Origin of the sequence: Alkalicoccus luteus (genome assembly GCF_052061695.1) — a bacterium.
Classification (GTDB): domain Bacteria; phylum Bacillota; class Bacilli; order Bacillales; family Salisediminibacteriaceae; genus Alkalicoccus; species Alkalicoccus luteus.
Genome location: NZ_JBPZEY010000016.1, coordinates 1 through 16,760 on the forward strand (window position 1 = coordinate 1; position 16,760 = coordinate 16,760).

Annotated in this window: 18 protein-coding genes; all 18 read right to left on the reverse strand. The window is 52.9% G+C overall.

Annotated features, from left to right (window positions below; genetic code table 11):
• Positions 1-347: 347 nt before the first annotated feature.
• Positions 348-1,817 carry a lysine--tRNA ligase gene (gene lysS / locus ACSZLD_RS15860; protein WP_440898602.1) on the reverse strand — a complete coding sequence of 490 codons (1,470 nt, stop codon included), beginning with the start codon at positions 1,815-1,817 and terminating at the stop codon, positions 348-350.
• Positions 1,818-1,954: 137 nt separating this feature from the next.
• Positions 1,955-2,953, reverse strand: coding sequence for a tRNA dihydrouridine synthase DusB (gene dusB, locus ACSZLD_RS15865; RefSeq protein ID WP_377910383.1), 999 nt, complete (start codon positions 2,951-2,953; stop codon positions 1,955-1,957).
• A gap of 51 nt (positions 2,954-3,004) precedes the next feature.
• Positions 3,005-3,493, reverse strand: a complete 489-nt coding sequence (gene folK / locus ACSZLD_RS15870) for a 2-amino-4-hydroxy-6-hydroxymethyldihydropteridine diphosphokinase (RefSeq protein ID WP_377910382.1) — start codon at positions 3,491-3,493, stop codon at positions 3,005-3,007.
• A complete protein-coding gene (gene folB / locus ACSZLD_RS15875) occupies positions 3,490-3,864 on the reverse strand; it encodes a dihydroneopterin aldolase (RefSeq protein WP_377910381.1) in 375 nt (124 codons plus the stop codon). The genes folK and folB overlap by 4 nt, the downstream gene beginning before the upstream one ends.
• Before the next feature lie 2 nt (positions 3,865-3,866).
• On the reverse strand, positions 3,867-4,715 hold the full coding sequence (gene folP, locus ACSZLD_RS15880) for a dihydropteroate synthase (protein ID WP_377910380.1): 849 nt from the start codon (positions 4,713-4,715) through the stop codon (positions 3,867-3,869).
• On the reverse strand, positions 4,712-5,578 hold the full coding sequence (gene pabC / locus ACSZLD_RS15885) for an aminodeoxychorismate lyase (RefSeq protein ID WP_377910379.1): 867 nt from the start codon (positions 5,576-5,578) through the stop codon (positions 4,712-4,714). Before pabC ends, folP begins: the two co-directional genes overlap by 4 nt.
• Positions 5,563-6,159 (reverse strand): aminodeoxychorismate/anthranilate synthase component II, encoded by a 597-nt coding sequence (gene pabA, locus ACSZLD_RS15890; protein WP_444685762.1) that lies wholly within the window; start codon positions 6,157-6,159, stop codon positions 5,563-5,565. The genes pabC and pabA overlap by 16 nt, the downstream gene beginning before the upstream one ends.
• Positions 6,156-7,586 carry an aminodeoxychorismate synthase, component I gene (gene pabB, locus ACSZLD_RS15895; RefSeq protein ID WP_377910377.1) on the reverse strand — a complete coding sequence of 477 codons (1,431 nt, stop codon included), beginning with the start codon at positions 7,584-7,586 and terminating at the stop codon, positions 6,156-6,158. The genes pabA and pabB overlap by 4 nt, the downstream gene beginning before the upstream one ends.
• A 192-nt stretch (positions 7,587-7,778) precedes the next feature.
• On the reverse strand, positions 7,779-8,723 hold the full coding sequence (gene cysK, locus ACSZLD_RS15900) for a cysteine synthase A (RefSeq protein ID WP_377910376.1): 945 nt from the start codon (positions 8,721-8,723) through the stop codon (positions 7,779-7,781).
• Between the two features lie 85 nt (positions 8,724-8,808).
• Entirely contained in the window at positions 8,809-9,693 is an 885-nt protein-coding gene (gene hslO, locus ACSZLD_RS15905) for an Hsp33 family molecular chaperone HslO (RefSeq protein ID WP_377910375.1), read from the reverse strand.
• A 15-nt stretch (positions 9,694-9,708) separates the two neighbouring features.
• Complete coding sequence (locus ACSZLD_RS15910; RefSeq protein ID WP_444685763.1) at positions 9,709-10,485, reverse strand: type III pantothenate kinase; 777 nt, start codon at positions 10,483-10,485, stop codon at positions 9,709-9,711.
• 75 nt (positions 10,486-10,560) lie between these two features.
• Entirely contained in the window at positions 10,561-12,549 is a 1,989-nt protein-coding gene (gene ftsH, locus ACSZLD_RS15915; protein ID WP_377910373.1) for an ATP-dependent zinc metalloprotease FtsH, read from the reverse strand.
• Between the two features lie 70 nt (positions 12,550-12,619).
• Entirely contained in the window at positions 12,620-13,159 is a 540-nt protein-coding gene (gene hpt / locus ACSZLD_RS15920; RefSeq protein WP_444685764.1) for a hypoxanthine phosphoribosyltransferase, read from the reverse strand.
• A gap of 16 nt (positions 13,160-13,175) precedes the next feature.
• Positions 13,176-14,522 carry a tRNA lysidine(34) synthetase TilS gene (gene tilS, locus ACSZLD_RS15925; protein ID WP_377910371.1) on the reverse strand — a complete coding sequence of 449 codons (1,347 nt, stop codon included), beginning with the start codon at positions 14,520-14,522 and terminating at the stop codon, positions 13,176-13,178.
• Positions 14,506-14,955, reverse strand: a complete 450-nt coding sequence (locus ACSZLD_RS15930) for a threonine/serine exporter family protein (RefSeq protein WP_377910370.1) — start codon at positions 14,953-14,955, stop codon at positions 14,506-14,508. The genes tilS and ACSZLD_RS15930 overlap by 17 nt, the downstream gene beginning before the upstream one ends.
• 33 nt (positions 14,956-14,988) lie before the next feature.
• Positions 14,989-15,750, reverse strand: coding sequence for a threonine/serine exporter family protein (locus ACSZLD_RS15935; RefSeq protein ID WP_444685765.1), 762 nt, complete (start codon positions 15,748-15,750; stop codon positions 14,989-14,991).
• A 94-nt stretch (positions 15,751-15,844) separates the two neighbouring features.
• A complete protein-coding gene (locus ACSZLD_RS15940; protein WP_377910368.1) occupies positions 15,845-16,219 on the reverse strand; it encodes a S1 RNA-binding domain-containing protein in 375 nt (124 codons plus the stop codon).
• Positions 16,220-16,298: 79 nt separating this feature from the next.
• Positions 16,299-16,685 carry an FtsB family cell division protein gene (locus ACSZLD_RS15945; protein WP_377910367.1) on the reverse strand — a complete coding sequence of 129 codons (387 nt, stop codon included), beginning with the start codon at positions 16,683-16,685 and terminating at the stop codon, positions 16,299-16,301.
• Positions 16,686-16,760 lie beyond the last annotated feature (75 nt).

Sequence of the window (16,760 nt, forward strand, 5' to 3'; positions counted from 1 at the left end):
ATTCCTGTATTTCAAAAATTGACAGAGAATGATTCATTCTCTTTCCTTCTTCTTGTCTTTTGTTTAGTTTTCAAAGGGCCGTGTTGCTCGGCGTCGCTCGTTTTGGCGACTTTATTAATATAGCACGCTGAACATTTTGCGTCAACAACTTTTTATTAAGAAGTTTTCAGCTGTTCGTTGCGGCTGCGCTGTCCTGCAGCGACGAATAATAATATATCACGATTCATTTCTATCTGACAAGAGATAATCAGAAAAAAGATATTACTTTTTTTACGGCAGCTGTTTCACTCTGCTTAATGGCAGAAAGAGGCTGGTCATCCAGCCTCTTTCTTGCCTTTGATGTGATGTTACTCGTGATCATCCTGCGGACGCATCTGCGGAAACAGCAGTACGTCACGAATGGACTGGGAGTTCGTCAGCAGCATAACGAGACGGTCGATACCGATGCCGAGCCCTCCTGTTGGAGGCATGCCGTACTCCAGTGACTCGACGAAATCTTCGTCCATCATATGGGCCTCATCATCACCCTGCTCCCGCTCTTCCAGCTGCGCTTCGAATCGGCTGCGCTGATCGATCGGGTCGTTCAGCTCGGTGAAGGCGTTAGCGTGTTCACGTCCAACAATGAACAGTTCAAACCGATCTGTAAAGCGCGGATCATCCGCGTTCTTCTTCGCAAGCGGGGAAATATCAAGCGGATGTCCGTAAACAAACGTTGGCTGGATCAGTTTTTCTTCAATAAAGTGCTCGAAGAATTCGTTCACAACATGACCGAACTTCATCGTGTCTTTAATCGGTACTCCATGCTCCTTTGCAAGAGCTCTTGCTTCCTCATCGCTCATCTCCTGCCAGAAGTCGACTCCGGTATGCTCTTTCACAGCATCGACCATGTGCACCCGCTTCCAGCGGGGCTCCAGATCTATTTCCGTGTCATCATAAACAACCTTCGTGCTGCCGAGCACCTCGCGGGAAATGTGTGCAACAAGTTCTTCTGTCAGATTCATGATGTCTTCGTAGTCCGCGTAAGCTTCATACAGCTCGATCATCGTAAATTCCGGATTGTGACGTGTGGAGATCCCTTCATTTCGGAAGACGCGGCCGATCTCATAGACCTTCTCCATACCGCCGACGATCAAACGCTTCAGGTGCAGCTCGATCGCAATACGCATGTACAGCGTCATATCGAGCGCATTGTGATGAGTAACGAACGGACGAGCTGTCGCTCCGCCCGGAATGGAGTGCATCATCGGTGTCTCTACTTCCAAGTATCCGCGATCATCCAGGTAGCGGCGCATCGACTGCAAAATCCGGCTTCTTGTGACAAACGTATCGCGCACTTCCGGGTTTACAATCAGATCAAGGTAGCGCTGCCGGTAGCGCTGCTCGACGTCTTTAAGTCCGTGGTACTTGTCCGGAAGCGGACGAAGAGATTTGGACAGGAAGATCAGCTCCTCTGCTTTTACGGAGAGCTCGCCTACCTTCGTTTTAAAAATCACGCCGCGGACACCGAACATATCGCCGATGTCTGACTTTGTAAACTGCTCGTACTGCTCTTCTCCAACGCTGTCTTTTCGTACATAAATCTGGATCTGGCCGCTTAAGTCCTGAATATGGGCAAATCCGGCCTTCCCTTTACCTCGTTTTGTCATCATCCGCCCTGCGATCGAAACAGGAACCTCTTCTTCTGCAAGGTCTTCTTTTGTCATCTCTTCATACTGCGCCAAAATAGAGGCTGCATCGTGCGATCGTTCGTATTTACCGCCAAACGGATCCATGCCGCTCTGCTGCATCTGCTCCAGCTTTTCACGGCGGACCTGCATTTGATCGGAACCTTCGAATTCTTGACTCACGTTCATCAACTCCTGGGTAGTTAAGTAGTAGTGGATACATAGAAAACTGCCGACAGCATCTACCGGCAGTTTTCGCTAATGATGAAAAACGCAGAAGCAGAACGGGATCAGCGGCCTGCTGCACGCGGCCGCTTTTCTTCCAGCTTACCGCCGATGCTGATGAGCACGTCGGCCATGCCGTCGCGCGTCGTCATCTGGTTGATTTCATTACGGAGCTCAGCAGCTCCCTTTAGTCCTTTGATGTACCAGGAAGCATGCTTGCGCATTTCCTTCACAGCGACTTTTTCGCCTTTCAGATCGATCAATCGATCCATATGCAAAATGCAGACTTCCATTTTTTCATACGGAGTCGGTTCCGGTATATGTTCACCTGATTCCAAGTAGCGGACCGTCCGATAGAGCATCCACGGGTTTCCAAGTGCAGCGCGGCCGATCATCACGCCGTCTACTCCTGAGAACTCCATCATCCGCTTGGCATCTTCCGGTGTTTCAATATCCCCGTTGCCGATAACCGGGATATTGACCGACTCTTTCACCTGTTTAATGATGTTCCAGTCTGCTTTTCCTTCATACATCTGATAACGGGTACGTCCGTGCACGGCAACTGCCTTGCCGCCGGCCGCTTCAACAGCCTTGGCGTTTTCTACCGCATAGACGTGATCGTCATCCCAGCCTGTTCTCATTTTTACTGTGACCGGTTTATCCGCTGCGTTAACAGCAGCCTGCACCATGTCATAAATTTTATCGGGATTGAGCAGCCACTTGGCCCCTGCGTCACAGGACGTAATCTTTGGCACCGGACATCCCATGTTAATGTCAATGATGTCCGCATTTGTCTGCTTATCCACGACTTTCACTGCTTCTGTAAGCGTCTCTTTTGTGCCGCCGAAAATTTGAAGGCTGAGCGGTTTTTCGCGCTCGTCTACGTACAGCATTTTCAGAGAACGCTTATTCTCACGGAGAATCGCTTTGTCACTGACCATTTCCGCACAGACGAGGCCGGTTCCGAACTCTTTTGCGATCAAGCGGAATGCCGGATTGCATACACCGGCCATAGGGGCGAGTACGACAGGATTTTTCATTTCAATATCGCCAATTTTCAGCATCTTTTCCACCTCTTCTATTTCAAACCGGGGGATTGCTCCGGTCTCCACCATTCAGCGCGGCTTTTCAGCTTTCACAATGCCGCTGTCCCCGGTGAACGCACGAGCCGCTTCTGCAGCTGTTTCTCCATCTGCCACCTGCAGCTCTGGTGCTATCTCTGCAAGCGGAAGCATGACAAATCCGCGCTCACGCATGCGGGGGTGCGGGATAATCAACGATTCCAACTCTATATTCTCGTCTCCATAGAGTAAAATGTCAAGATCTATCGTACGGGGGCCCCATTTTTTCTTGCGGACGCGACCGAGCTCCTGCTCAATCGACTGCGTTTTCTCCAATAGAGCGAGCGGGGCGAGATCCGTTTCAATCTCTACCACCGCATTCAGGAAATCAGGCTGATCTGTCACCCCGACTGGTTTCGTCTCATAGTAAGAGGATTGGTTCGTTACCTTGATATGCTCCAGCCTGTGAAGCATGTGCACAGCATCTTCCAGCTGGCTGAACCGGTCGCCTATGTTTGCCCCGAGGCTGATATACGCCTTCACGTTCCGTCAAATCCCCGTTCACGGCGAATCTCAACGGCTACCGCATCATAGTGGCCTGGAATCGGCGGATCCGGCTTCGTTACTTTCACCGTCACTGCATGCACGATGTCAAAGCGGCCTAAAATAAGCGAGGCGACTTTGCGGGTTAAGGTTTCCACGAGCTTCACCGGTTCTCCTTCAAGTACTTCCTTCGCAGATTCATACACGAGTGCGTAGTTCACTGTATCATCGAGATCATCGGTCGTTCCAGGCTTTTCTGCGTCCAGCTCCATAATGATATCGCAGTAAAAGCGCTGGCCCAGCTCGTTTTCTTCTTTAAACGCTCCGTGATAACCGTAAAATCGCATTCCCTCTACGTAGACTTTATCCATGCTTATACGCCTCCAATAGTCGTAAGTGGGTGCCGGCCTTTTCCTAGCATTGCGTCCATCATCCGGGTCATCCGGCTGATCTCCTTCACGTCGTGGACGCGCACGATGCTGCATCCTTGATCGATGCCGCGGCAGACTGTAGCACCAGTCCCTTCCATGCGCTCTTCCACAGGCAGGTCGAGGGTTTTAGCGATGAGTGATTTGCGGGAGGTGCCGAGCAGCAGCGGGTAGCCTAGCTCATTGAATTCACCGAGACGTCGCATGACAAGCAGATTATCTTCATAGCTTTTTGCAAACCCGATCCCCGGGTCGAGAATAATCCGGTCGTCTTTTACTCCTGCACGAAGGCAGCGTTCAATCGACTCCGACAAGTCCCGCTTCATATCTGCAATCAGATCGGTGTACACCGCTTCCGGGCGGTTGTGCATAAGGACAATCGGAACATCCGCGGCAGCAGCCGTTCCGGCCATGTCCGCATCCGCTTTAGCACCCCAGACGTCGTTAATGATTGATGCGCCGGCTTCCAGCGCTGCTTCTGCCGTAGCGGCTTTATACGTATCAATAGAGATCGGCGCATCAATCGTTTGTTGGAGCGCTTCAATAACTGGGACGACCCGGCTGATTTCTTCTGCCTGGCCAACCTTTTCCGCTCCCGGCCGAGTCGATTCACCACCGACATCGATGATATCAGCTCCATCCGCAGTCATTTCCCGGGCATGCCGCACCGCTCGTTCCACAGTCTCGTAACGTCCGCCGTCGGAAAACGAATCAGGCGTCGCATTTAAGATGCCCATCACGTACGTTTTTTCCGCGAAGTTCAGTTCATGCGTCTTCCATTTCATCTTCTTCATTCTCTATCACCCTGTTCTTCCTGCTGTTTCGTCTTTTCAGCTGCCTGCTTGTAAACCCGCTGCAGGCTGCGTGCCACCGGTCCCCGCTTTCCCGGAAAGATCGTATCGTCCCAGCGCTTGAGCGGCACAATTTCCTGTATGGAATTCGTTAGAAAAGCCTCTTCGGCACGGAGCGCTTTCTGGAGCGGGTACCTGCCCTGCTCCACCTGCATGCCGAGTGCACGCGCTGCATGACGGACAAAGCCTGCCGTCACGCCCGGCAGACAGCCGGTCGACGGATCAGGCGTATAAAGCGTATGGCCATCCGTGAAAAAAAGGTTGGACGTAATGCTTTCCGATACAGCACCGGCTGCGTCCAGAAAAATTCCTTCAGCAGCGTGCTTACCCACTTCCCGTTTTGCGAGAATATTATTCCAGTAATGATGGGATTTACGACGCACGGCGCCTTCTGGACTGCTGCGCCGAAGCTGAAGCGTGACGGCGACCTTTTCTTGCGCCGCCTGATTCGGCAGTGCTTTGACGTAGAGAATGATGAGGGGGCTGCGGTAAGGCTCTTGAGGCAGACCGACGCCTTCAGCACCGGCCGAGACATTCAGACGAAAATAGCCGTCTGCCATGCCGTTCCGTTCCAGAAGCTTCGGAACGGCCAAGCGGATGTCTTGCTCCAAGGCCGCAGGAAGCACAAGTCCAAGCTCTGCAGCACCTTCCTCCAGGCGGCGTATGTGATCGGAAAAGAGAAAAGGGTGCCCGCCGTAGGTCCGGAACGTCTCAAAGAGACCCGCCCCGTACAGAAAGCCGTGCTCATACGGGGAAATGCGGATCTCTTTATCGTCCTGAATCGTTCCGTTTACATAGAGGTACATGCCGGCTCAAACTCCTTGTATGCGTCAAGAAAGTTGCGGAGCATTATTTTCCCGGTATCTGTCATGATCGATTCCGGATGAAACTGCACCCCTTCTACCGGCAGCTCCTTATGACGGATGCCCATGATCTCTTTTTCATCTGTTTCCGCCGTGATGTCAAAGCAGTCCGGCAGTGTTTCGCGCTTTACGATCAGGGAATGGTAGCGTGTCGCAACAAACGGATCCGGAAGTCCTCGAAATACGCTTTTTCCATCGTGAAATACTTCAGACGTCTTGCCGTGCATAAGCCGCTCTGCCCGTACGACGTCTCCGCCAAATACCTGGGCCATTGCCTGGTGCCCGAGGCAGACGCCGAAAATTGGGATCTGTCCGGCGAATGTGCGGATCGCCTCCATCGAAACACCGGCTTCGTCCGGTGAACAAGGACCCGGTGAAATCATCAGATAGTCCGGATTCAGCTCGCGGATGTCCTCCATCGTAATCTGATCGTTACGTCTGACGACAAGCTCCTGTCCCATTTCACCGAGATACTGAACCAGGTTATACGTGAACGAATCGTAGTTATCAATCATTAAAATCATTTTGATATCCTCCTCTGCTCTTCTGCCTCTGCTTCACTCATTTCCAGCGCCCGCCAGAGAGCGGCCGCTTTCTTCAGTGACTCCCGGTATTCTGCCCGCGGTTCGGAATCGATGACGATCCCCGCTCCTGCCTGCACGTGCAGCCGGCCGTCTTTTACAATCATCGTGCGGATGGTAATGTTCAGCTCCATGTCGCCGTTCCAGCCGATCCAGCCCATCGCACCAGTATAGGCGCCGCGTCGGACCGGCTCCAGCTCCTCAATAATTTCCATCGTGCGTATTTTCGGTGCTCCGGTAATGGTACCACCCGGAAAAGCAGCGGCAATAACGTCAAGCGCATCACAGTCGGACCGCTTCGTCCCCCGCACGTTGGAAACAATGTGCTGCACGTGTGAATATTTTTCAATGACCATCAGCTCATTCACATCGACCGTTCCATATTCACAGACGCGGCCGAGATCGTTGCGCTCAAGATCCACGAGCATAATGTGCTCCGCGCGCTCTTTTTCGTTGGCGAGGAGCGTTTCTGCAAGGCGGCGGTCTTCTGCATCATCCCGCCCTCGTGAACGGGTTCCGGCGATCGGTCTCGTGCTTACTTCATCGCCTGCTGTTTTCACGAGCAGCTCCGGCGACGCACTGACGTAGGTCAGCTCCTTTGTCTGTAAAAAGCCCATGTACGGCGAGGGGTTCATGCTGCGGAGATGCTCATAAATATGGAGCGGCTCCGTCGTCTGGTTCCGCGTTTCCCGGACCGACAGGTTGACTTGAAACACGTCGCCTGCAGCAATATAATCTTTCGTTTTTGTCACAGCCTCGGCAAAGCGGGCTTCATCCATCGAACGATGCACGTCATCTGAAGCTGGTGCTGGCCGCTGCCAGCCGTCGAATGCCGATGCTGCTGCCTCCTGCCAGTCTGTCTCCATCCGCTTCAGCTTAGCTTCAAGCTCTTCGGCCGCCCCTGAAACGATACACCAGCGTATGTCTTCCTGGTGGTCAATGACATACAGCTCCTGAAACGCCAGCAGCAGGACATCATCAGTTGCAAGATCATCAGCTGCCTCATTTGGGAGCGATTCAATCTCCCGGATTAAATCATAGCTGAACTGCCCGGCAATGCCTCCTTGAAAATCGGGAAGCGCCTCCCGCTTTGGTGCCGTATAGCGCTGAAGCCACGCGCGGAGGCTCTGCAAAATGGGGCCCTCCAGCACCGTCTCTTCTCCGTTTTCACTGACGACAAGCCTGCCGTTTTTCCCTTTTAAAATCGAGACCGGATGAAGGCCGATAAAGGAGTAGCGTCCCCCGCGTCCGCTTTCCAGCAGAAGATGATTGGCACTCTGCCGGCTCAGTTTTTTATACGTTTCGAACCAAGGCTCCCGGTCTTCCGCCAGTGGGACCGGGCGGCCCTGAACATCCATAGATTGTGTCATTGCGTCACCTCCGGCCGCTGCAGGGCCGTTTCATTTTCTCCCATCATTATACGGGGGAGCCCTCTATCCTGCAATCATTGCCTTTTGAGCAGAACCGCCTGAAGCCTGCGGCAGCGATTTTCTCTATCAAAGATAAAAAAGCTGCACCCGGAACATTCCCGGCGCAGCTGGTAGATCTATAGGATCCGCTCTTTAGTTGCTCGTTGTTTCCTGTTCTTCAAACTGATAAAGCGGCGTGCTCAAGTAGCGCTCTCCGTTACTTGGAATGACGGCGACGACTTTCTTGCCTTTGCCCAGCTTTTTCGCTGTCTCAAGCGCTGCATAAATGGCAGCACCGGAAGAAACGCCCCCGAGAATTCCTTCTTCACGTGCAGCACGGCGTGCATATTCATATGCCTGCTCAGTAGAGACCTGCATCACTTCATCAAAAATATCTGTATTTAGAATGTCCGGTACAAAACCGGCTCCGATTCCCTGAATTTTATGAGGTCCTGGACCGCCTCCGGAAAGAACTGGTGAATCCTCCGGCTCCAATGCAATGATGTTCAGATCCGGGAACTTTTCTTTCAGCACTTCGCCGGCGCCTGTGATCGTTCCGCCGGTTCCGATGCCGGAAATGAACGCATCCAGCTGATCGCCGACCTGTTCAAGCAGTTCCCTGCCCGTCGTTTCACGGTGGATCTTCGGGTTCGCTTCGTTCTCAAACTGCTGCGGCATAAAGTAGCCATGCTCCTTTTGCAGTTCGAGCGCCTTAGCAATGGCGCCCTTCATTCCTTTTGCACCAGGTGTTAAGACAAGGTCAGCTCCGTACGCACGCAGTAAATTGCGTCGCTCCATGCTCATCGTATCCGGCATGACAAGTACGCTCTTGTAGCCTTTTGCAGCGGCAACCATCGCAAGACCAATCCCGGTGTTCCCGCTCGTCGGCTCGATAATCGTATCACCAGGCTTCAGGTTTCCCTGCTCCTCTGCGGCGTTCAGCATGGAAATCGCAATACGGTCTTTCACACTGCTGCCTGGATTCATAAACTCCAGCTTCAGATAGACATCTGCGTCCTGTTCCCCGGTCATGCGCTGCAGTTTAACAAGTGGTGTATCTCCAATCAGCTCCGTAATATTGTTAACGACTTTCACCATGGTACTGCCTCCCTTTTAATCCTGACTATTTTAATAGGTTTACACAGTCAGTTTAGCAGACGATTTCTGGAAAAGCAACTGAAGTTTATTTTTCCTGACGCGCAAATAAGATCTCTTCAAGCTCTGCTTTGGAAAAGAGATACTGCTCGTTACAGAAATGGCACGTCGTTTCAGCGCCTTCATCTTCATGAATCATCGCTTTGAGTTCATCCTCATCGATGCTGTGCAGCGCAGTCGAGATCCGTTCCTTGGAACAGCTGCATTCAAACCTTGTTGGCTGGGTGTCGAGAATCCGGTAGCTTCCGCCCGTGAGCTGCTCGACAATCTGCTCCGGCGTATCGCCCCGCTTTACCATCGAGGAGACCGGCGGCAGCGTCTGCAGCCTTGCCTCGACTTCATCGAGAATATCATCCGTCGCTCCCGGCATGATCTGCAGAATGAATCCGCCTGCTCCTTCGATCACATCTTCCGAGCCGATCACGACACCGAGACCGACAGAGGACGGGGTCTGCTCTGACGTTGCGAAATAATACGTGAAGTCCTCGCCAAGCTCGCCTGACACAAGGGGCACGCTTCCGGTGAAGTGGTCGCGCATGCCAAGATCCTTTACGACAGACAGGTTGCCTTCTGTTCCGACGACGCTTGCAACGTTCAGCTTGCCGCTGCTGTGACGCTCCGGATCGACAAAGCTGTTGGATACATAGCCCCGTGCCGTACCGGCAGCCGTCGCATCAATGATGATCGGGCTTGCCGGGCCGTTGCCTTCGATTTTGATCGTCAGCTTTTCATCGCCTTTCAGCATCGCCCCCATCATCGTGCCTGCTGTAATCGCACGGCCGAGGGCTGCTGTTACGGTGCGCCATGTTTTATGACGCCGCGCTGCTTCCTTGACCATATCTGTGGACCGTATGGCATAAATTCGTACTTTATCGTCATAGGCGAGTGCCTTTACGAGATAATCCTGATTCATGTTCATTGTTCCTCCTTAGCGGTATAAGCCGCTGTTTTTTTCATAAATAAACTGCAGACCCTTTAGCGTCAATAGCGGATCGGCGTGATCGATCAGCCTGCTTTCGGACGCTGCCCATTCAGCGGCAGTACCGGCAGCAACAACCGTCGCATTCGTCCCGGACTCCCGGCGGATGCGGCTGATGATGCCTTCCACTGCTCCAAGACCGCCGTAGCGATAGCCGGACTGAAGAGCTTCTGCGGTGCTTCGGCCGATGACGCGGGGACTTGCTTCGGCCCTCACCTTCGGAAGACGTGATGCTTTTTCTGCCAGAGCCTCCATTGCCAGATCGAGTCCGGGCATAATCGCGCCTCCCAGGTAGCGGCCTGCTTCATCCAGATAGCAAAAGGTAATAGCTGTACCGAAGTCTACAATAATAAGCGGGGATCCGTAAAGTGCTTTGCCTGCTACAGCATTCGCGATCCGGTCAGCCCCGACTTCGCGCGGATTTTCATAAAGAATATTCAGCCCTGTTTTTACACCGGGTCCGACAAAGTAGACGGGTGCCTGCACGTACTGCTCCAGCACCTGCTCCAACAGGGTGTCCATATCCGGCACGACTGAGCAGACGAGTGATCCTTCGATGTCCTCAGACGGAATGCTGTATAAAGCCATCATCTGGTGCAGCATCAATCCATACTCGTCGACCGTTCTGCCCCTGTCTGTTTTCCATTCCCAGCTGGCGAGCAGATCCTCTCCTTCAAAAACACCGACGGTCATCACTGTATTCCCTGCATCTGCCACAATATTCATCTGCCTCCCCCTTTCTGTGCAAAAAAGAGGAGCGCTTCCGTGCCCATTAGGCACGGGAAGCCCTCCCCGCTCATACTAATCTTCTTTACGGCGATCATCCTCGGATGGTTCGTCCGTCTGTTCCTGATGCTCGGTTTCTTTTGTGTCCGCAGAAGGTGTTTCTGCTTCACCTGCTTCAGCGTTCTCTTTTTCTTCGCCGTTGTTACCGTTGCGGCCGGTAGCGTGATGGCCTTCCGGAAGCCTGCCTTCATTTACAAGGGACTCAATTTGCTGCGCATCGAGCGTTTCATACTCGAGCAGCGTCTGAGCTACAAGCTCCAGGCTGTGCTTGTTATCCGTCAGGATCTGCTTACAGGCTGCATATGCATTTTTGAGAATTGACTGAACTTCCATGTCAATCTCGTGTGCAATCGCATCACTGTAATTTTGTTCATTATTGATATCGCGGCCCAGGAAGACTTCTCCCTGCGAGCTGCCAAACTGCATCGGTCCGAGCTTTTCGCTCATGCCGTATTCCATGACCATCTTGCGGGCGATGCCGGTAGCACGCTGGAAATCGTTATGAGCGCCTGTGCTCACTTCGTTAAACATGATTTCCTCTGCAACCCGTCCGCCGAGGAGGCCGATAATCTTATCAATCAGCTCCGGCTTCGTCATGAAGTAGCGGTCCTCTTTCGGAAGCATCATCGCGTAGCCGCCTGCCTGTCCGCGCGGCACGATCGTTACCTTGTGCACGATATCGGCATTTTCGAGCTTCACCCCGACGACGGTATGACCGGCTTCGTGGTGAGCAACGATATTGCGTTCCTTTTCAGAGATAACGCGGCTCTTCTTCGACGGTCCTGCGATCGTTCGGTCAATCGCCTCATCGATCGAAGCCATATCAATCTTCTTGAGATCCGAACGGGCAGCAACAAGCGCCGCTTCGTTCAGCAGGTTCTCCAAATCTGCTCCGGAGAAGCCAGGTGTGCGCTGGGCAATCGCCTTCAGATCGACTGTATCGTCAAGCGGCTTATTCTTTGCATGCACCTGCAGCACCGCTTCCCGGCCTTTCACATCCGGACGGCCGACCGTAATCTGACGGTCGAAACGGCCTGGACGCAGAAGGGCAGGGTCCAGAATATCCGCACGGTTTGTCGCTGCAATGAGGATGATTCCTTCATTAACACCAAAGCCGTCCATTTCGACGAGCAGCTGGTTGAGCGTCTGCTCACGCTCATCGTGTCCGCCGCCTAGACCGGCGCCGCGGCGTCGTCCGACTGCGTCAATCTCATCGATAAAGATGATACACGGTGAGTTTTTCTTCGCGTTTTCGAACAGGTCGCGTACGCGGGATGCACCGACCCCGACGAACATTTCCACAAAGTCCGAACCGCTGATGGAGAAGAATGGTACGCCTGCTTCTCCGGCTACCGCACGGGCAATCAGCGTTTTACCAGTACCAGGAGGACCTACGAGCAGCACCCCTTTCGGAATACGTGCGCCGATTTCCGCGAATTTGCGGGGATCCTTCAGGAAGTCAACAACTTCTTCAAGCTCCTGCTTTTCTTCATCTGCGCCCGCTACATCTTTAAAGCGGGCTTTTTTCTTATCTTCGCTGACGAGCTTCGCTTTACTCTTGCCGAAGTTCATCACTTTTCCTCCGCCGCCCTGAGCCTGGCTCAGAAGGAAGAAGAAGAGAATGAAGATGATGACGAACGGGATGATCGCGATCATGACGTTTACCCAGCCGCTCGGCTCATCCGCCTGTTCAATCACGAGCTCCTCAATGCCCTGCTCGCCGGCTGACGTAATCACCTCTTCCAGGAATACCTGAAGGTCCGGCACGTTAACCGTGAAAAATTCATCTTCTTCTGCCCCGCGCAGCTGTCCGCGCGCAGCATAAACATCCAGCGTCGGCTGAATGGTTAATGATTCAATATTGTCATTTTCCAGCTCCTGCTGGAATTCATTGAATGTTATCTGTTCTGTCTCGTCCGGATCGGCCTGGAAAATGCTGACGATCCCGATGATGACGAGAAAGATAAGTAAGTAAAAAATGACGTTACGAAAAATTCGATTCATCCTGGTCCTCCTCCCACATCTAATACACTTTTTTCATCGTATCATACCGACTGTTTGCCATACAACGAATTTACTTTTCGTATACTTCCGGCTTTAAAACGCCGATGTATGGGAGGTTGCGGTACCGTTCGATATAATCCAGCCCGTAGCCGACTACAAATTTATCAGGGACGGTAAAGCCTGTCAGATCCGGATAAATGTCTACCTGCCGTCCTTCCGGCTTATCCAGGAGCGTCACGATTTTAACGGAATTCGCCTGACGGTATTTGAACAGCTCTGTCAGATACTTAAGTGTATTTCCGCTGTCGATGATATCTTCGACGATAATGACGTCGCGTCCTTTTACGGTCGTGTTCAAATCTTTTTCGATTTTCACTTCGCCGCTTGATACGAAGCCCGTGCCGTAGCTCGATACGTCCATCACATCATATTCCAGGTGGGCATCGATTTTTTTAATAAGATCTCCCATAAATGGAAGAGATCCTTTCAGAATACCGATGACGAGCGGGAATCGATCCTTGTACTCCTCAGCAAGGTCTGTTCCGAGCTCCGTCACTTTCTCCTGAATTTCCTCTTCCGAAATTAATGTCTCCAAAATATCTTCGTTCATATGGATTTAATTCCTCCTAGTTGTATATAGCGGTCAAGCCCTGTCCGGAAACAAACGTCAGGTTTATCTCCTGGAGGGGGGCCGCAGGGTCGTTCGGCGGCACAGCAGCCGCAAGAAAAGGCACCCACAATATTGTACCATGACTGTCGGCGACAATGGGCCACCTGTCCCGTTCTTTTCTTGGAATTTTTGCATCAATAAACAATTTTTTTAGTTTTTTCGTACCAGAGGCCGTATGGATGCGGTCGCCGTCTTTTCTCGTACGCACGATCAGCGGAAGCGCTGCTAGGTCTGCATAAAGTGTGGCGTCCGCCTTCCCCTGCTGCCCGTGGGTTTCAAATCCGCCGGCGCCGCAGACGGCTCCGGGTTCAATGATCTGTCGGGGCGGCAGTGCCGCTTCTTGAGCACGGCGCAGCGTAACATGCGAGTAAGACCGCTCCAGCTGGATGCCGGATCCGATCGTTCCCGTTTCCGATGCATCTTGTCCGGATGCTGTCCGCTGAAACACGGCAATATGATGCTTCCCCCAAGGCATTCCGGGGTTAAGGTAGTTCAATAGTAGAGGAATGACCCGGCTTTGTAAAGCCGCAGGCACCGCCTGCCAGTCCTTTGTCGAAAAACAGACGGAATCCGGTGAAAACTGGAACCGCTCCAGCTGTTTTTGCGCCTCCTGCATCAAATACGAATCATCGAGCGCCGCCTGCTCACTCATCGATTGAGCCGCCCGGTGCAGCTGCGGATTTTCCTCCCGGAGCACCGGCATCACGCTCATGCGGATGCGGTTTCGTTCGTAAACATCCGATTGGTTGGAGCTGTCCTCGCACCAGCGGATCTTTTCGTGCTGCAGAAACTGCAGAATGTCCTCTTTGGAAACCGCGAGCAACGGACGAATAACAGTGCCAAAGGCCAGGCTGCGCCGGACCGGAATACCTTCTCCGCGGGGTGTACCTCTCAGAAAGCGCATGAGCAGGGTTTCGGCCTGATCGTCTCCGTGATGGGCCGTCGCAGCCAGCGGAATCTGACGCTCCTGCATGAGGCGGTCGAGTTCCTGATAGCGGAGCTCGCGAGCCGCAGCCTGAGTACCGGCTCCGGATTGGCGCATCCAGGCTGCCACGTCCAGATGTTTCACGTGAAACGCGAGCTCGTGTTCATGACAGAACCGGCTCAGAAAACGGACTTCTTCGTCGGCTTCACGACGCAGGTGGTGATGCAGGTACAGCACTTCCGGCTGAAGCGGGGAATAGCGGTACAGGTACCAGAGCATCGCCATGCTGTCTGCGCCGCCGGAAACAGCCGCAATGACATGGTCATGCGGCTTAAACAGCTTATGCTCCGATGCGAATGCTTCAATCGCCTGTCTCATAACGGTTTCCTATTCCTTTCCGGAAGGAGAAGACGGACAGCGCAAGCACGAGTCCTGCGGCAATCGCTCCAGCCTGCAGCATCGTTTCAACGCCGTACTCCAACCCGTTAATATAATCACTTTCAACGAAGGAAAGCATCGTGAAGTAAGCGAGACTTCCGGGAACGAGCGGCAAAATGCCGGGAATAGATAAAGTGGTCACCGGCAGCTGCACCCGCCGGGCGAGAAAATGGGCAATCACTGCGGCAGTGAACGAGGCGATCACGGTCGCTACCACGTTGGTGATTCCCATATACAGGCTGACCTGCAGCGCTGTCCACGTCCAGGCGCCGATCATGCCGCCGAGCAGCAGAGCCCGTCTCGGCACACTGAATATGATGCCAAAACCGATAATCGCTGCGAATGTCAGGATAATTTCCGTCAGTAGCTGCACGATGCTTCCTCCTTTCTTCATGATGCACGAATCTTATATGAAAATCGAAATGGCGAGGGCGACCCCGCTCGCAATCGACAGCGATGTGAGCAGAGCCTCTACGCCGCGCGACATACCTGCAAGCAGATCGCCGGAGAGCAGGTCACGGACCGCGTTTGTCAGCGGGACACCTGGAACGAGCGGCATTAACGAGCCGATAATGATCTGATCCACGTTCGTACCAAGTCCGAGTGCCACAAGAGCGATGGCACTGGAGCTGCCTGCAAAAGCCGCGGCGATTTCCGAAGCAAAGCGCACTCGCAGATAGCCTTCGATCGTCACGAGTGTAAAGCTTGAGATCATTGCAGCCAGAAAGGCCGGAATAAAATCAAACAGGCCGCCCCCGAATAAGTAGGAAAAGCCGCCGCCTGCGACTCCCGCTCCGAGGTGAATCAACCACATCGGATACTGGATTTTGGCTGCGTAGATCTCTTCCAATCTGCGTTCCGCTTCCTGTACCGTAATGTCGCCGGCGGTAAACTCCCGGGAAACCTGGTTTACCTCGGTCACCTTATTTAAATCCTGCATCCGGTCATCGACGCGGACCATCTGCATCAGATCGCCGTTCCCTTTTTCTTCTTCAAATGAAAGGAAGATTCCGGTCGTCGTTGAAAAGCAGTGCACGTTCGTAAAGCCTGCTGCTCTTGCCATTCGTTCAATCGTTTCTTCCACGCGGTACGTTTCTGCTCCGTACGTCAGCATAATCTCCCCTGCCCGCAGGCAGACGTCCATGACTTTATCTGCTTTTGCACCCATCCGGCATCCTCCTTTCCTGTCCAGCTTGTTCTGTCTGCACACGAAAAGATGCGCCGCCCTGATCCCAAGACGGACACATCCTTTTACGGTGCTGCTATCTGTTCCGGTCTCCCCGCTTCCGGTCATCGGTTTTGCTGCGAAGCGTGGAGAGCCGTTCCTCACTGTCTTTTAAAAACCGGTTCATTTTCTCTTCGAATGCAGCCGGACTTTCTTTTTTGCGCCGGCTTTTCGTTTCACTGCCGGCCTGCTTCATAGAGAGCGCAATTTTGCCGTCGTCCTTGATCTCCAGTACCTTAACCTGAACATCCTGACCAGCTTCCACAAAGTCGGATACTTCCTTCACGTAGCTTTCGGCCACTTCACTGATATGCACGAGTCCCGTTTTTCCGTCCGGCAGTTTGACGAAAGCACCAAATGGCTTCACGCCTGTCACCCGTCCGGTATAGGTCCTTCCCGATTCCACTGTCATGTCAGCTTGTGCTCCTCCTTCGCTGCTTCCGTAACGGCAAGCTTATGTGCCCTGATTATACGAAGCAGAGAAACGCGTGTCAATCATCATTCATTTGGCTGCGCGGCAGCTGGAACAATGTCTCTCCCGGTTTTGATAAAAAGAAATCGCGCCGGGCCAGCTCTGCTATGTATTCTGGATCGTGCAGCAGCTCAATTTCTTCCTCCAAGCTGCTTCCTTCAGCCTGCAGCTCTTCCAGTTCTTCCTGAAGCAGCTGGTTTTCCCGCTCACTGTCCTGAATGGCCGAATGCTGCTGATAAAGGGTGACGGAGACAATAATAACGAACAGGAGCATGAAAGCACCAAATACACTAAGACGACGTTTGAGACCCTTCATCCGGCGGCTGCGCTTCTCTTCCATTTCTTCCTGACGATGCATGTATTCTGTCGTCAGTTTTTTAATTTCCGTTTTCCGGTTACCGTCCATCAAACTTCCCCCTTTATCCATACAGCGTTTTCTCTATCGTAATGGACGAATCCACCCCTTACAAGGGCGGATTGT

What these genes read in the sequence shown, in the direction of transcription:
- lysS (WP_440898602.1), bottom strand. Translation starts at nt 1,817, where the DNA reads ATGCAGGTCCGCCGTGAAAAGCTGGAGCAGATGCAGCAGAGCGGCATG.
- dusB (WP_377910383.1), bottom strand. Translation starts at nt 2,953, where the DNA reads ATGCTGAAAATTGGCGATATTGAAATGAAAAATCCTGTCGTACTCGCC.
- folB (WP_377910381.1), bottom strand. Translation starts at nt 3,864, where the DNA reads ATGGATAAAGTCTACGTAGAGGGAATGCGATTTTACGGTTATCACGGA.
- folP (WP_377910380.1), bottom strand. Translation starts at nt 4,715, where the DNA reads ATGAAGAAGATGAAATGGAAGACGCATGAACTGAACTTCGCGGAAAAA.
- pabC (WP_377910379.1), bottom strand. Translation starts at nt 5,578, where the DNA reads ATGTACCTCTATGTAAACGGAACGATTCAGGACGATAAAGAGATCCGC.
- pabA (WP_444685762.1), bottom strand. Translation starts at nt 6,159, where the DNA reads ATGATTTTAATGATTGATAACTACGATTCGTTCACGTATAACCTGGTT.
- pabB (WP_377910377.1), bottom strand. Translation starts at nt 7,586, where the DNA reads ATGACACAATCTATGGATGTTCAGGGCCGCCCGGTCCCACTGGCGGAA.
- cysK (WP_377910376.1), bottom strand. Translation starts at nt 8,723, where the DNA reads ATGGTGAAAGTCGTTAACAATATTACGGAGCTGATTGGAGATACACCA.
- hslO (WP_377910375.1), bottom strand. Translation starts at nt 9,693, where the DNA reads ATGAATCAGGATTATCTCGTAAAGGCACTCGCCTATGACGATAAAGTA.
- ACSZLD_RS15910 (WP_444685763.1), bottom strand. Translation starts at nt 10,485, where the DNA reads ATGAATATTGTGGCAGATGCAGGGAATACAGTGATGACCGTCGGTGTT.
- ftsH (WP_377910373.1), bottom strand. Translation starts at nt 12,549, where the DNA reads ATGAATCGAATTTTTCGTAACGTCATTTTTTACTTACTTATCTTTCTC.
- hpt (WP_444685764.1), bottom strand. Translation starts at nt 13,159, where the DNA reads ATGAACGAAGATATTTTGGAGACATTAATTTCGGAAGAGGAAATTCAG.
- tilS (WP_377910371.1), bottom strand. Translation starts at nt 14,522, where the DNA reads ATGAGACAGGCGATTGAAGCATTCGCATCGGAGCATAAGCTGTTTAAG.
- ACSZLD_RS15935 (WP_444685765.1), bottom strand. Translation starts at nt 15,750, where the DNA reads ATGGGTGCAAAAGCAGATAAAGTCATGGACGTCTGCCTGCGGGCAGGG.
- ACSZLD_RS15940 (WP_377910368.1), bottom strand. Translation starts at nt 16,219, where the DNA reads ATGACAGTGGAATCGGGAAGGACCTATACCGGACGGGTGACAGGCGTG.
- ACSZLD_RS15945 (WP_377910367.1), bottom strand. Translation starts at nt 16,685, where the DNA reads ATGGACGGTAACCGGAAAACGGAAATTAAAAAACTGACGACAGAATAC.